The following is a 14,114-nucleotide window of genomic DNA, read 5'->3' as shown; positions in this document are numbered from 1 at the left end:
CATTGTTCAGGAACCAAATCTCAATGTCATCATCCCGTCCGGTGTTCCGTTCCCGCTGGCTGCCGTATCTGCTGGTCGCGCCGCAGCTGGTCATCACCGTTATTTTCTTTATCTGGCCTGCGGGCGAAGCGCTATGGTACTCGGTACAAAGCGTCGATCCCTTTGGGCTCTCCAGCCAGTTTGTTGGCCTGGACAACTTCACCGCGCTGTTCCATGACAGCTACTACCTGGACTCTTTCTGGACGACGATGAAGTTCAGCGCGCTGGTGACCGTCAGCGGTCTGGTTGCCTCGCTGTTTTTCGCCGCGCTGGTGGACTACGTGGTGCGCGGCAGCCGTATTTATCAGACCCTGATGCTGCTGCCTTACGCCGTGGCTCCCGCCGTCGCCGCCGTGCTGTGGATCTTCCTGTTTAACCCGGGGCGCGGGTTGATTACCCATTTCCTGGCCGAGCTGGGCTACGACTGGAACCATGCCCAGAACAGCGGCCAGGCGATGTTCCTGGTGGTGTTCGCCTCGGTGTGGAAGCAGATCAGCTACAACTTCCTGTTCTTCTTTGCCGCGCTGCAGTCCATTCCGCGCTCGCTGGTGGAAGCCGCGGCAATTGACGGCGCAGGGCCCATTCGTCGCTTCTTCAGGCTGTCGCTGCCGCTGATCGCCCCGGTGAGTTTCTTCCTGCTGGTGGTTAACCTCGTGTACGCCTTCTTCGACACCTTCCCGGTGATCGACGCGGCGACCGCAGGCGGCCCGGTGCAGGCGACAACGACGCTTATTTATAAGATCTACCGCGAAGGCTTCGCCGGTCTGGATCTCTCTGCCTCTGCCGCGCAGTCCGTCGTGCTGATGTTCCTCGTCATCATCCTCACGGTGGTGCAGTTCCGCTATGTCGAAAGTAAGGTGCGCTACCAATGATTGAGAACCGTCGCGGGCTGACGATTTTCAGCCATACCATGCTGATTTTAGGGATCATCGTCATCCTCTTCCCGCTGTACGTGGCGTTTGTCGCCGCCACGCTGGACACCAAAGCGGTGTTCGACACGCCGATGACGCTGATCCCCGGCGGGCATCTTTTCGAGAACATGAAGACCATCTGGACCCAGGGCGTGGGCGCTAACAGCGCGCCGTTCTGGCTGATGATGCTCAACAGCTTCATCATGGCGTTTGGCATTACGGTCGGCAAAATTACGGTGTCGATGCTTTCGGCCTTCGCCATCGTCTGGTTCCGCTTTCCGCTGCGTAACCTCTTCTTCTGGATGATCTTCATTACCCTGATGCTGCCGGTGGAAGTGCGTATCTTCCCGACGGTGGAGGTGATCGCCAACCTCAAGATGCTCGACAGCTATGCGGGCTTAACCCTGCCGCTGATGGCCTCGGCGACCGCCACCTTCCTGTTCCGCCAGTTCTTTATGACCCTGCCGGACGAGCTGATTGAAGCCGCGCGCATCGACGGCGCGTCGCCGATGCGCTTCTTCCGCGACATCGTGCTGCCGCTGTCGAAAACCAACCTTGCGGCGCTGTTTGTGATCACCTTTATCTACGGCTGGAACCAGTACCTGTGGCCGCTGCTGATTATTCAGGACGTCAACCTCGGCACCGCCGTGGCGGGCATCAAAGGCATGATCGCCACCGGCGAAGGCACCACCCTCTGGAACCAGGTGATGGCGGCAATGCTGCTCACCCTTATCCCACCCGTAGTCATTGTTTTAGCCATGCAGCGTGCGTTTGTCCGTGGCCTGGTCGATAGCGAGAAATAAGATGGCAGGTTTAAAACTTCAGGCAGTAACCAAAAGCTGGGACGGTAAAACCCAGGTTATTCAGCCGCTGACGCTTGACGTGGCGGACGGGGAATTCATCGTGATGGTTGGCCCGTCCGGCTGTGGCAAATCCACGCTGCTGCGCATGGTGGCGGGGCTGGAGCGCGTGACGTCCGGGGATATCTGGATTGACCGCCAGCGCGTCACCGAGATGGAGCCGAAAGACAGAGGCATCGCGATGGTGTTCCAGAACTACGCCCTCTATCCGCACATGAGCGTGGAGGAGAACATGGCCTGGGGGCTGAAAATCCGCGGCATGGGCAAAGGCCACATCGACGAGCGGGTGAAAGAGGCGGCGCGCATTCTCGAGCTGGACGGCCTGCTGAAGCGCCGCCCGCGCGAGCTCTCCGGCGGCCAGCGCCAGCGCGTGGCGATGGGGCGCGCCATCGTGCGCGACCCGGCGGTATTTCTGTTCGACGAGCCGCTCTCTAACCTCGACGCCAAGCTGCGCGTGCAGATGCGTCTTGAGCTGCAGCAGCTGCACCGTCGTCTGAAAACCACCTCCCTGTACGTGACCCACGATCAGGTCGAAGCCATGACCCTCGCCCAGCGCGTGATGGTGATGAACAAAGGCATCGCCGAGCAGATCGGCACTCCGGTGGAAGTGTACGAAAAACCGGCCACCCGCTTTGTGGCGAGTTTTATCGGCAGTCCGGCAATGAACCTGCTGGAAGGGCGTATCAGCAGCGCGGGCACGCATTTTGAACTGGAAAGCGGGATGGCATTGCCGATCAACTGGTACTATCGTGGCTACGCCGGGCGTAAGATGACGCTCGGTATCCGCCCGGAGCATATCGGTTTAACCTCTCAGGCGGACGGCGGCGTGCCGCTGGTGATGGACACGCTGGAGATGTTGGGTGCAGATAACCTGGCGCACGGGCGCTGGGGCGAGCAAAAAATGGTGGTGCGCCTGCCGCATCAGGAGCGCCCGAAAGCCGGCAGCACGCTGTGGCTGCACCTGCCGGAAAATCACCTGCACTTATTTGACGGTGAAACAGGACAACGAGTATGAGCAACTGGCCTTATCCCCACGTCGTCGCCCACCGGGGCGGCGGTAAGCTGGCGCCGGAGAACACCCTGGCGGCCATCGACATGGGCGCGCGCTACGGTCACGCGATGATCGAGTTCGACGCCAAGCTGTCGAAAGACGGCGAAATTTTCCTGCTGCATGACGATAACCTCGAACGCACCAGCAACGGCTGGGGCGTGGCGGGGGAGCTGCCGTGGCACGATCTGCTGAAGGTGGACGCCGGAAGCTGGTACAGCGGCGATTTCAAAGGCGAACCGCTGCCGCTGCTGGCGGACGTGGCGGATCGCTGTCGCCTGCACGGCATGATGGCCAATATCGAAATCAAACCGACCACCGGCACCGGGCCGCTGACGGGCAAGGTGATTGCTCTGGCCGCGCGCGAGCTGTGGGAAGGCATGACGCCGCCGCTGCTCTCCTCGTTTGAAATTGACGCACTGGAAGCGGCACAGGCGGCCGTGCCGGCGCTGCCGCGCGGGCTGCTGCTTGACGAGTGGCGCGAGGACTGGCGCGAGCTGACGACGCGCTTAGCGTGCGTCTCTATCCATCTCAATCACAGGCTGCTGGATGAGGCGCGGGTGAAGATGCTGAAAGACGCGGGTCTGCATATTCTGGTCTACACGGTTAACAAACCCCAGCGTGCAGCCGAACTGCTGCGCTGGGGCGTGGACAGCATCTGTACCGATGCAATTGACCTGATAGGCCCGGACTTTAGTTCTGCGGATTAAGCATACTGCCATTCGACTGCGGCGGCAGCATATGCTGCTGTCCGCTGCCTGACGACGTCATCCCCCCTAACATCCCGCCGTTTTTATTCGGCAGCGGCTGCTCGCGCATCTGCCCCTGCTGCACGCGCTGGGTGTTGGCGTTCATCTGATTTTGCAGGCTTTGCTGCTGCATCTGGGTCTGCGTTTTAAGCTGCTGGTTAAGCATCCCTTTCTGCTGCTGTTGCTGGCTCATCATCTCGGTCTGCATGCGCTGCTGGCTCGGGATAACGTAACCCTGCTGGTTTGGGTTGTTCAGGGTGTTGAGTGGCTGTGCGAGCGCGGCAAACGGGATCAGCGCCGCAAGAATCATCAAGCGTTTCATTGTCATTTCCTCCTTTTGAGGTCTCTCTTAAGTTTACCCTGATTTCACCATGACGATGATTTTTTAGGAGTTGTGAACCAGGCTTAAGCGGGGAATATGGATCCCTTCACCTGGAGAACAATAATGATTAAACCAACGTTTTTGCGCTGGGTCGCCATCGCCGCGCTGATGGCCGGCGGCACATTTAGCGTGGCGGCCAACCCGCCAGCGGCGCCTCCGGTCTCTTACGGCGTGGAGGAAGATGTTTTTCATCCCGTGCGGGCAACCCATGGCATGGTGGCGTCAGTGGATGCGCTGGCAACAAAAGTGGGCGTCGATATTCTCAAGCAGGGCGGTAACGCGGTGGATGCAGCGGTCGCCGTCGGCTATGCGCTGGCGGTAACGCATCCGCAGGCGGGTAACCTCGGCGGCGGCGGCTTTATGATGCTGCGCACCAAAGACGGCAAAACCACCGCCATCGACTTCCGCGAGATGGCGCCTTCCCAGGCGTCCCGGGATATGTTCCTCGACGACCAGGGTAACCCTGACGGCAAAAAATCCCTGACCTCGCATCTCGCCACCGGCACGCCGGGTACCGTCGCGGGCTTCTCGCTGGCGCTGGAAAAATACGGCACCCTGCCGCTGAACAAGGTGGTACAGCCTGCCATCAAGCTGGCGCGCGACGGCTTTGTGGTGAATGATGCCCTGGCGGACGATCTCAAGACCTACGGCAGCGAAGTTATTCCGAATCATGAAAACAGCAAGGCCATCTTCTGGAAGGACGGTGAGCCGCTGAAGAAGGGCGACAAGCTGGTGCAGAAGAACCTCGCCAAAAGCCTGGAGCTGATTGCGGAGCACGGTCCGGACGCCTTCTACAAAGGGGCGATTGCTGACCAAATTGCGGAAGAGATGCAAAAGAACGGCGGGCTCATCACCAAAGCGGATCTGGCGGAATACAAGGCGGTGGAGCGCGAGCCAATTAGCGGCACCTATCGCGGCTACGAGGTCTTCTCCATGCCGCCGCCGTCCTCCGGTGGGATCCACATCGTGCAGATCCTCAATATTCTTGAAAACTTCGATATGCACAAGTTCGGCTTCGGCAGCGCGGATGCCATGCAGGTGATGGCGGAAGCGGAAAAACGCGCCTACGCCGACCGTTCGGAATATCTCGGCGATCCGGACTTCGTGAAGGTGCCGTGGCAGGCGCTGACCAACAAGGCGTATGCCAAATCCATTGCGGAACAGATCGACATCAACAAGGCAAAACCGTCGAGCGAGATCCGCCCCGGCAAGCTGGCGCCGTACGAAAGCAACCAGACCACCCACTTCTCGGTGGTGGATAAAGACGGTAACGCGGTGGCGGTGACCTATACGCTCAATACTACCTTTGGCACCGGAATTGTGGCGGGCAGCAGCGGCATTCTGCTGAACAACGAGATGGATGACTTCTCTGCCAAGCCGGGCGTGCCGAACGTCTACGGGCTGGTTGGCGGCGATGCGAACGCGGTAGGGCCGAAGAAACGTCCGCTGTCGTCCATGTCGCCTACGATTGTCGTGAAAGACGGGAAAACCTGGCTGGTAACCGGCAGCCCTGGCGGCAGCCGTATTATCACCACGGTGCTACAAATGGTGGTGAACAGCATCGACTTTGGGATGAACGTCGCCGAAGCGACCAACGCCCCGCGTTTCCATCACCAGTGGCTGCCGGACGAACTGCGCGTGGAGAAGGGCTTTAGCCCGGATACCATCAAGCTGCTTGAACAGCGCGGTCAAAAGGTGGCGGTGAAAGAGGCGATGGGCAGCACCCAGAGCATTATGGTGGGGCCGGACGGGGCGCTGTTTGGCGCGTCGGACCCGCGGTCGGTGGATGATTTGTCGGCGGGGTATTGATGTATTGCCGGGTGGCGGCTTCGCCTTACCCGGCCTACGTGTTTCATGCCCTCTCCCTGTGGGAGAGGGCAACAAACTACTTCATCCGCGCCATATAATACGCATCCACATACTCGCCGTTGCGCAGGGCAAATTTCCTGCCGGTGCCTTCGATTTCAAAGCCAAACTTCCGGTACAGCGCCAGTGCAGCAGGGTTATCGGCAAAAACCGTTAACTCGATACGTTCGATGCGCAGCCAGTTGTCGCACAGGTTGATCATCTCGCGCATGAGCGCGCTCCCGACGCCGCGTCCTTGAGCGTGCGCCGCAACGCTGATACCGAACGTTGCCACATGGCTGCGTCGCGGGCTGGCTTCCACCTGAAGCATCAGATCGCCAACGATTTGCTCATCAATGCAGGCGACCAGCCGTTTTTGTCCGGGTTTTGTAATAAGACGTTCTTGCCAGTACTCAAGGGAAGGATGAGGTAGCTGTAGCGTGTCGTGATACACCCCGGGATGCATGTAGTTCTGGCGTAAGGCTTCGGCATCTTTCGGTTCTGCATGGCGTATCACTATCTCACTCATTCCTTGTTCCTCAGTCAGTTAAATGTCCCTTTCAACATCAATGACTTTAAAATTTGAGTCAACCGCTATTTTTTGCAAAAAAAAGTAGACAAGTGCGAATGAGAATGATTATTATTGCTATGCATTCAGGAAGACCCCTACGGGAACCTGAAAGCACGACATTGCTCACATTGCTTCCAGTATTACTTTAGCCAGCTTCTAGCTGGCTTTTTTTTTGTTATGGTTAGACTCAGTAACCTTCCAAAAGGACTGAGCTATGACACTACATTGCGCATTTATTGGATTTGGTAAAAGTACGACCCGCTACCACCTGCCGTATGTTCTCAACCGTAAAGACAGCTGGCACGTGGCCCATATCTACCGTCGCCGCGCGAAGCCGGAAGAGCAATCCCCGCAGTATTCCCACATCCATTTCACCAGCGATCTCGATGAAGTGCTTAACGACCCGCAGGTCAAACTGGTAGTCGTCTGCACCCATGCCGACAGCCATTTCGATTACGCCAAACGCGCGCTGGAAGCGGGCAAAAACGTGCTGGTGGAAAAGCCGTTCACCCCGACCATCGCCGAAGCGAAAACGCTGTTCGCGCTGGCGAAAAGCAAAGGCCTGACCGTTACGCCGTATCAGAACCGTCGCTTTGACAGCTGTTTCCTGACGGCGAAAAAGGCGATTGAAAGCGGCAAGCTGGGCGACATCGTAGAAATCGAAAGCCACTTCGACTACTACCGTCCGGTGGCGGAGACCCAGCCCGGCCTGCCGCAGGACGGCTCGTTCTATGGTTTGGGCGTGCACACCATGGACCAGATCATCTCCCTGTTTGGCCGACCGGACCACGTGGCGTATGACATCCGCAGCCTGCGTAATAAAGCCAACCCGGACGACACCTTTGAAGCGCAGCTGTTCTACGGCGACCTGAAAGCCATCGTCAAAACCAGCCATCTGGTGAAAATCGACTATCCAAAATTTATCGTTCACGGCACCCGAGGCTCGTTCATTAAGTACGGCATCGACCAGCAGGAGACCAGCCTGAAGGCTAACATCATGCCGGGCGAGCCGGGCTTTGCGGCGGATGATTCCGTGGGCGTGCTGGAGTATGTGAAGGCCGATGGCACAACCGCAAAAGAAGAACTCAAACCGGAAGTGGGCGACTATGGCCGCGTGTACGATGCGCTGTATGAAACCCTCACAACCGGCGCGCCGAATTACGTCAAGGAATCTGACGTTCTTACCAACCTGGAAATCCTTGAGCGGGCCTTCGAGCAGGCTTCTCCTGCCACGATAACCCTCGCGAAATAAGCAAAAACGGCTCCTCTTCGCTTGTTCATAATTTTTGAACAGAGGAGTCAATTTTCACCCTCTATGATCCCAGGCGGTTTGCGTCCACACTTACTCCATCGAAACGAACTGAGGGTGAAACAATGATCTACTTACGCAAAGCAAACGAACGTGGTCACGCGAATCATGGCTGGCTGGACTCATGGCATTCATTCTCGTTTGCCGACTACTACGACCCGAACTTCATGGGCTTCTCCGCACTGCGCGTGATTAACGACGACGTGATTGATGCAGGCCAGGGCTTCGGTACCCACCCGCACAAAGACATGGAAATCCTGACCTACGTGCTGGAAGGGGCGGTTGAGCACCAGGACAGCATGGGCAACAAAGAGCAGGTTCCGGCGGGCGAGTTCCAGATTATGAGCGCGGGTACCGGGGTGCGTCACTCCGAGTACAACCCGAGCAAAACGGAAAAACTGCACCTGTATCAAATCTGGATCATTCCAGAAGAGACCGGCATCACGCCGCGCTACGAGCAGCGCCGCTTCGACGCGAAACAGGGCAAACAGCTGGTGCTGTCACCGGATGCGCGTGAAGGTTCCCTGAAGGTGCATCAGGATATGGAGCTGTACCGCTGGGCGCTGGCGAAAGACGAACAGTCTGTTCATCAGATTGCCGCCAACCGCCGCGTCTGGATCCAGGTCGTGAAAGGTGAAGTGTCCATCAACGGCACCAAAGCAACCACCGCCGATGGTCTGGCCATCTGGGATGAGCAGGCGCTCTCCGTGCACGCCGACAGCGAAAGTGAAATCCTGCTGTTTGACCTGCCGCCGGTATAAATAATTACTCAACCTTCCCTTTAAACGGGGAAGGTTGAGCTTTGTCCGTGATAAACTGAGCAAATCTCTCACTTCAAGATTTCTCAGGACGATGAAAAAGAAACGCCCCATACTTCAGGATGTCGCCGATCGCGTCGGTGTGACCAAAATGACGGTCAGCCGTTTTTTACGTAACCCGGAACAGGTTTCCGTGGCGTTGCGTGGCAAGATTGCCGCGGCTCTTGATGAACTGGGTTATATCCCCAACCGCGCACCCGATATTCTCTCCAATGCGACCAGCCGTGCGGTAGGTGTCCTGCTTCCTTCCCTGACCAACCAGGTTTTCGCCGAAGTTCTGCGCGGTATCGAAAGCGTCACCGATGCTTTTGGCTATCAGACCATGCTCGCCCACTACGGGTACAAGCCGGAACTGGAAGAGGAACGTCTTGAATCGATGCTTTCCTGGAACATCGACGGCCTGATTTTAACGGAACGTACCCACACTGCCCGCACGCTCAAAATGATCGAAGTGGCCGGTATTCCGGTGGTGGAGCTGATGGACAGCCAGTCGCCGTGCCTCGACATCGCCGTTGGGTTCGATAACTTCGAAGCGGCGCGCCAGATGACGGCGGCCATCATCGCCCGTGGGCATCGTCATATCGCCTATCTGGGTGCGCGTCTTGATGAACGTACTATCATCAAACAGAAGGGATACGAGCAGGCAATGCTCGACGCGAACTTAACCCCGTACAGCGTGATGGTGGAGCAGTCCTCTTCCTATACGTCGGGTATTGAGCTGATGCGTCAGGCACGACGCGAGTATCCGCAACTGGACGGTATTTTCTGCACCAACGATGACCTTGCGGTCGGCGCGGCGTTTGAGTGTCAGCGTCTGGGGCTTAAGATCCCCGACGATATGGCGATTGCCGGTTTCCACGGCCACGACATCGGCCAGGTGATGGAGCCGCGTCTGGCGAGCGTCCTGACCCCGCGTGAACGTATGGGCCGCATTGGCGCAGAACGCCTGCTGGCGCGCATTCGCGGTGAGACGGTTACTCCGAAAATGTTAGATTTAGGTTTCACCTTGTCACCGGGTGGATCTATTTGAACTGACAAATTTGAAGTAGCTCACACTTATTCACTTCGCGCACGTTTGGATATTGCTTCTCTTTTGCCCCGGCAGGACAATGTTACCGATAACTGTTACCCGTAACAATTGACTGAGGGACACCCTTTGAGCACGACTAATCACGATCACCACGTCTACGTCCTGATGGGCGTTTCCGGTAGCGGGAAATCAGCCGTAGCCAGCGAAGTGGCGCATCAACTCCAGGCTGCGTTCCTTGATGGCGACTTCCTCCATCCGCGCAGCAACATCATGAAAATGGCCTCCGGCGAGCCGCTGAACGACGACGACCGCAAACCGTGGTTGCAGGCGCTGAATGACGCCGCGTTCGCTATGCAGCGTACCAACAAAGTTTCTCTTATCGTCTGCTCTGCGCTGAAAAAAACCTATCGCGACCTGCTGCGCGACGGCAACCCGAACCTCTCCTTCATCTACCTGAAAGGGGATTTCGAGGTGATTGAAAGCCGTCTGAAGGCGCGTAAAGGTCACTTCTTCAAAACCCAGATGCTGGTGACGCAGTTCGAAGCGCTGCAGGAGCCGGGTGAAGATGAGAAAGACGTCTTAGTGGTTGATATCGATCAGTCACTGGAAGGTGTTGTTGCCAGCACCATCGAGGTCATTAATAAAAGGCAGTAAGTTTTGAGTACATTAACGCTAGTTTTGACAGCAGTGGGTTCCGTATTGCTGCTGCTGTTTTTGGTGATGAAGGCGCGCATGCACGCTTTTGTTGCTTTGATGGTGGTTTCTATAGGTGCAGGTCTCTTTTCCGGTATGCCGCTCGACAAGATCGCCGCGACGATGGAAAAAGGGATGGGCGGTACGCTGGGCTTCCTGGCGATTGTGGTCGCCCTTGGCGCGATGTTTGGCAAGATTTTGCACGAGACGGGCGCGGTCGACCAGATTGCCGTCAAGATGCTGAAATCCTTCGGCCACAGCCGGGCGCACTACGCGATTGGCCTGGCTGGCCTGATTTGCGCGCTGCCGCTGTTCTTCGAAGTCGCCGTTGTGCTGCTGATAAGCGTCGCGTTCTCCATGGCGCGCCATACCGGCACTAACCTCGTGAAGCTGGTTATTCCGCTGTTTGCGGGCGTGGCGGCAGCCGCAGCGTTTCTGCTGCCGGGGCCTGCGCCGATGCTGCTGGCCTCCCAGATGCACGCTGACTTTGGCTGGATGATCCTGATTGGCCTGTGCGCGGCGATCCCGGGGATGATTATTGCCGGTCCGCTGTGGGGTAACTTTATCAGCCGTTACGTTGAGCTGCACATTCCGGACGACATTACCGAGCCGCACCTGGGCGAAGGCAAAATGCCGTCCTTCGGCTTCAGCCTGTCGCTGATCCTGCTGCCGCTGGTTCTCGTGGGTCTGAAAACCATCGCCGCGCGCTTTGTGCCGGTCGGTTCCAGCGCCTACGAGTGGTTTGAGTTTATCGGCCACCCGTTCACGGCGATCCTGGTTGCTTGTCTGGTGGCGATTTACGGCCTGGCGATGCGTCAGGGGATGCCGAAAGACCGCGTGATGGAGATCTGCGGTGCCGCGCTGCAGCCCGCAGGTATTATCCTGCTGGTGATTGGTGCGGGTGGCGTGTTCAAGCAGGTCCTGGTGGATTCCGGCGTGGGTCCGGCTCTGGGCGAAGCGCTGACCGGGATGGGCCTGCCGATTGCGGTAACCTGCTTTGTGCTGGCCGCGGCGGTGCGTATCATCCAGGGTTCCGCAACCGTGGCGTGTTTAACCGCCGTGGGGCTGGTGATGCCGGTAATTGAACAGCTGAACTACTCCGGTGCGCAGATGGCCGCGCTGTCTATCTGTATCGCGGGCGGTTCGATTGTGGTCTCTCACGTCAACGACGCGGGCTTCTGGCTGTTCGGTAAATTTACCGGCGCCACCGAAGCGCAAACCCTGAAAACCTGGACGCTGATGGAAACCATCCTCGGCACGACGGGTGCGATTGTCGGGATGATAGCCTTTACGCTGCTGAGCTGAATGCGGTGATGTAACAAGGCTTAAAAATAAGGCCCGGTAGCGTTAGCGCTTACCGGGCCTTTCTATTATGCAGAACGCCAGGCCGGGTCAGGTGAAACCACCACCCGGCTTTTTCACATCACTCGCCCTGCGTGGCGCTCTCAATCGTCAAACGCACATCCGAGGTGATCAGCTCTGCCAGCATCTGGTACACCTTCAGCGTCTCTTCCGGCTCGGCATCACCCGTATCGCTGATGAAGCCTTCGTCACGCAGCGTCAGCACCAGGGAGCTGAAGACCGCTTTGTCGAAGAATTCAGGGGCGTTAATGCCGTGCAGAACGGACAGGCGCTGTGCCAGCGTCCGGCTCTCTTTCTCCAGCGTACCGCGGTTGATAGACGGGTTCGCACTCAGCAGCCAGAACGTAATGGCGTAGCGCTGCAGCGTTTCGCGCGCACCGGCCGCCAGCAGCTGCAGGGTACGGGAGCGCGACGGATTGATGTGCAGCTCGTCGTTTGAGACGGTAATCAGCCCCTGACGACGCAGCTCTTCCGTCAGTTTATCCAGTTCGCCCGCCAGCTCATCTTTGCTCCAGCGCAGGAACAGTTCCGCTTTCAGCATCGGGTAGAGCGTATCAACGTGACGCAATAGCTCCTGACGCGAGATGCGGCGATGCTGGGTGATGATGGCCGCCATGAGCGACGGCAGCATCAGCATATGGGTGATGTTGTTGCGGTAGTAGGTCATCAGCACTGCCTGCTCGCGCGGCAGAATGATGATGTCGCCGATCGTATCCTTTTCAACTTCAAACTTGTTCATCTGCAACGCGTGATCGATAAGCTCACTGGCGGTAGCAGACGGTACGGTTGAATCAACGGAATATGGCACGTTGCGCATCATGTCCAGATAGCAATCCAGCTGCTCCGTGAGCTGTTCACGGGTCAGCGAGCGCTGACGCGAAGCCAGAAGCGCCGTACAGCACAGGTTCATGGCGTTAGCCGCACCGGCGTTGTTAATACGCACCATCAGCTCGGACGCGATGCCGTTGACCGTTGGCGTCAGCCAGGCCGGACGAATTGCTTCGATAGGATCGATGGATTCGCGCCACTCGGGAACTTGATGGTTCAGGTACGTCATCAGCGGCATCGGTTCGCCGAAGTTCACGTAGCCCTGACCGAGATTGCGTAGCTTGCTCAAGCCGCGCAACATCTGCGGCAGGCTCTCTTTTTCCTTGGTCGCACCGCGCAGCTCTTTGGCGTACGTGCCCACTTCCATCACGTGCTCATAGCCAATGTAGATAGGCACCAGCGTGATGGGACGGGTTCCTCCGCGCAGCATCGCCTGAATGGTCATCGACAGCGTGCCGGTCTTCGGATCGAGCAGACGTCCGGTACGGGAGCGACCGCCCTCGACGAAGTACTCCACGGAATAGCCGCGGCTGAACAGCTCGCCCAGATACTCGCGGAACACGGTGGAGTAGAGCTTGTTGCCCTTAAAGGTACGACGGATAAAGAAGGCACCCAGGCGGCGGAAGATCGGACCTGCTGGCCAGAAATTCAGGTTGATACCGGCAGCAATGTGCGGTGGTACCAGCCCCTGGTGATAGAGCACGTAGGAAAGAAGCAGGTAGTCCATGTGGCTGCGGTGGCAGGGAACATAGACAATCTCATGACCATCATGCGCCAGCTGACGTACACGTTCGGCGTTATGAACGTTGATGCCCTGATAGAGACGGTTCCAGGTAAAGCCGAGAATACGATCGGACAGGCGAATCATCTCGTAAGAGAAGTTCGCTGCAATCTCTTCCATCAGCGCAATCGCGTTCTGCTGGGCTTTCTCATGCGATATTTTCTTGCTGCGCGCTTCGTCTTCAACGGCGCGGGCAATCGCTTTGGAGGCCAACAGCTTGTTGAACAGATCCTGACGCGCCGGGAGACGCGGCCCTACGGCAGCCAGGCGCTGACGCGCGAAGTGCATACGCGCCACGCGCGCCAGTTTTTGCGCGATGATCTTGTCGGTGCCGTGTTCGTCCGCCATTCGACGCAGCGAAACGGAAGGGGAGAAACGCACAAAGCTGTCGCGTCCCAGCCAGGAGACCGCGAAGAACTTCTGGATGCCGTTAAGCATACGCAGCGGTGGGTTCTCTTCACCTTTTTCACGACCCGGACGACGACCAAACATCACCGATACCGGCACCATTTGCACATCCAGATCGGGATTGCTGCGATGCAGGTCGAGATAGTCATGGAACAGCTTGATGGACTCTTCTTTTGGCGTGTAGTAGGTGAACACGCGCGGCCCGCCGTGAATGAACACGTAGCGCGGCAGCAAAGTGCCGTCAACTTCAAGCGGTTCAAGCGGGTCAGGTAAGTCATGCGCCAGACACTGGGCGCGAAGCGTCAGTAAGTCTGCCTTCGAGTTATAAGGCAAAACGTACATAATAGGACGCGACGTATCGAGCCCCAATTCCAGCGCGGGTTCTGCTGGGATAGACTTGCTTTTTACCAGGACGCTTAATGGTAAATTAAGTAATTTGTAGTAAATTCGTGGCCAGCCGGACATAAACGATGTAAAGCC

General features: G+C 57.7%; 13 protein-coding genes. 10 read left to right on the top strand and 3 right to left on the bottom strand.

Annotated elements, in window-relative coordinates; all coding sequences use genetic code 11:
- Window positions 1–23 precede the first annotated feature (23 nt).
- The 4 genes from ugpA to ugpQ are packed head-to-tail and all read left to right on the top strand — an operon-like array spanning window position 24 to window position 3,568.
- Window positions 24–911, top strand: coding sequence for a sn-glycerol-3-phosphate ABC transporter permease UgpA (gene ugpA, locus V4835_RS22095; RefSeq protein ID WP_023310026.1), 888 nt, complete (start codon window positions 24–26; stop codon window positions 909–911).
- Entirely contained in the window at window positions 908–1,753 is an 846-nt protein-coding gene (gene ugpE / locus V4835_RS22090; RefSeq protein WP_028015153.1) for a sn-glycerol-3-phosphate ABC transporter permease UgpE, read from the top strand. Before ugpA ends, ugpE begins: the two co-directional genes overlap by 4 nt.
- A gap of 1 nt (window position 1,754) precedes the next feature.
- Window positions 1,755–2,825, top strand: a complete 1,071-nt coding sequence (locus V4835_RS22085) for a sn-glycerol-3-phosphate import ATP-binding protein UgpC (protein WP_047360482.1) — start codon at window positions 1,755–1,757, stop codon at window positions 2,823–2,825.
- Complete coding sequence (gene ugpQ, locus V4835_RS22080; RefSeq protein WP_331413738.1) at window positions 2,822–3,568, top strand: glycerophosphodiester phosphodiesterase; 747 nt, start codon at window positions 2,822–2,824, stop codon at window positions 3,566–3,568. The genes V4835_RS22085 and ugpQ overlap by 4 nt, the downstream gene beginning before the upstream one ends.
- Here the strand turns inward: ugpQ and V4835_RS22075 are convergent.
- Window positions 3,552–3,929, bottom strand: a complete 378-nt coding sequence (locus tag V4835_RS22075; protein ID WP_063145302.1) for a DUF2756 family protein — start codon at window positions 3,927–3,929, stop codon at window positions 3,552–3,554. The two genes, ugpQ and V4835_RS22075, sit on opposite strands and share 17 nt — an antisense overlap.
- Window positions 3,930–4,052: 123 nt before the next feature.
- Here V4835_RS22075 and ggt point away from each other — a divergent pair, with 123 nt between their 5' ends.
- Window positions 4,053–5,798 carry a gamma-glutamyltransferase gene (ggt, locus tag V4835_RS22070; protein ID WP_331413736.1) on the top strand — a complete coding sequence of 582 codons (1,746 nt, stop codon included), beginning with the start codon at window positions 4,053–4,055 and terminating at the stop codon, window positions 5,796–5,798.
- Window positions 5,799–5,874: 76 nt separating this feature from the next.
- On the opposite strand, the gene yhhY is transcribed toward ggt, so the two are convergent.
- Window positions 5,875–6,363: an N-acetyltransferase gene (gene yhhY, locus V4835_RS22065; protein ID WP_063144997.1), complete on the bottom strand. Its 489-nt coding sequence runs from the start codon at window positions 6,361–6,363 to the stop codon at window positions 5,875–5,877.
- 256 nt (window positions 6,364–6,619) lie between these two features.
- Here yhhY and V4835_RS22060 point away from each other — a divergent pair, with 256 nt between their 5' ends.
- The 5 genes from V4835_RS22060 to gntU all read left to right on the top strand — a co-directional run bounded on the left by V4835_RS22060 (window position 6,620) and on the right by gntU (window position 11,560).
- Window positions 6,620–7,657 (top strand): oxidoreductase, encoded by a 1,038-nt coding sequence (locus tag V4835_RS22060; protein WP_331413735.1) that lies wholly within the window; start codon window positions 6,620–6,622, stop codon window positions 7,655–7,657.
- A 122-nt stretch (window positions 7,658–7,779) separates the two neighbouring features.
- The gene (locus V4835_RS22055) at window positions 7,780–8,475 is read left to right on the top strand and encodes a pirin family protein (protein ID WP_000639796.1); all 696 of its coding nucleotides are present in this window, start codon (window positions 7,780–7,782) and stop codon (window positions 8,473–8,475) included.
- Between the two features lie 91 nt (window positions 8,476–8,566).
- Complete coding sequence (gene gntR / locus V4835_RS22050; protein WP_331413734.1) at window positions 8,567–9,562, top strand: gluconate operon transcriptional repressor GntR; 996 nt, start codon at window positions 8,567–8,569, stop codon at window positions 9,560–9,562.
- Window positions 9,563–9,688: 126 nt separating this feature from the next.
- A complete protein-coding gene (gntK, locus tag V4835_RS22045) occupies window positions 9,689–10,216 on the top strand; it encodes a gluconokinase (protein ID WP_008503362.1) in 528 nt (175 codons plus the stop codon).
- A 3-nt stretch (window positions 10,217–10,219) separates the two neighbouring features.
- A complete protein-coding gene (gene gntU / locus V4835_RS22040) occupies window positions 10,220–11,560 on the top strand; it encodes a gluconate transporter (RefSeq protein WP_010436459.1) in 1,341 nt (446 codons plus the stop codon).
- Between the two features lie 118 nt (window positions 11,561–11,678).
- Here gntU and plsB read toward each other — a convergent pair whose 3' ends face one another.
- On the bottom strand, window positions 11,679–14,099 hold the full coding sequence (plsB, locus tag V4835_RS22035) for a glycerol-3-phosphate 1-O-acyltransferase PlsB (protein WP_331413733.1): 2,421 nt from the start codon (window positions 14,097–14,099) through the stop codon (window positions 11,679–11,681).
- Window positions 14,100–14,114 lie beyond the last annotated feature (15 nt).

Source organism: Enterobacter cloacae complex sp. CARB60 (assembly GCF_036487345.1).
Classification (GTDB): domain Bacteria; phylum Pseudomonadota; class Gammaproteobacteria; order Enterobacterales; family Enterobacteriaceae; genus Enterobacter; species Enterobacter asburiae_D.
The sequence above is the reverse complement of the archived record's forward strand: the minus strand, read 5'-3'. Positions and strand labels throughout refer to the sequence as shown.

Excerpts from the sequence above, each read along its gene's own strand:
- ugpA (WP_023310026.1), top strand. The coding sequence starts at position 24 with ATGTCATCATCCCGTCCGGTGTTCCGTTCCCGCTGGCTGCCGTATCTG.
- ugpE (WP_028015153.1), top strand. The coding sequence starts at position 908 with ATGATTGAGAACCGTCGCGGGCTGACGATTTTCAGCCATACCATGCTG.
- V4835_RS22085 (WP_047360482.1), top strand. The coding sequence starts at position 1,755 with ATGGCAGGTTTAAAACTTCAGGCAGTAACCAAAAGCTGGGACGGTAAA.
- ugpQ (WP_331413738.1), top strand. The coding sequence starts at position 2,822 with ATGAGCAACTGGCCTTATCCCCACGTCGTCGCCCACCGGGGCGGCGGT.
- V4835_RS22075 (WP_063145302.1), bottom strand. The coding sequence starts at position 3,929 with ATGAAACGCTTGATGATTCTTGCGGCGCTGATCCCGTTTGCCGCGCTC.
- ggt (WP_331413736.1), top strand. The coding sequence starts at position 4,053 with ATGATTAAACCAACGTTTTTGCGCTGGGTCGCCATCGCCGCGCTGATG.
- yhhY (WP_063144997.1), bottom strand. The coding sequence starts at position 6,363 with ATGAGTGAGATAGTGATACGCCATGCAGAACCGAAAGATGCCGAAGCC.
- V4835_RS22060 (WP_331413735.1), top strand. The coding sequence starts at position 6,620 with ATGACACTACATTGCGCATTTATTGGATTTGGTAAAAGTACGACCCGC.
- V4835_RS22055 (WP_000639796.1), top strand. The coding sequence starts at position 7,780 with ATGATCTACTTACGCAAAGCAAACGAACGTGGTCACGCGAATCATGGC.
- gntR (WP_331413734.1), top strand. The coding sequence starts at position 8,567 with ATGAAAAAGAAACGCCCCATACTTCAGGATGTCGCCGATCGCGTCGGT.
- plsB (WP_331413733.1), bottom strand. The coding sequence starts at position 14,099 with ATGTCCGGCTGGCCACGAATTTACTACAAATTACTTAATTTACCATTA.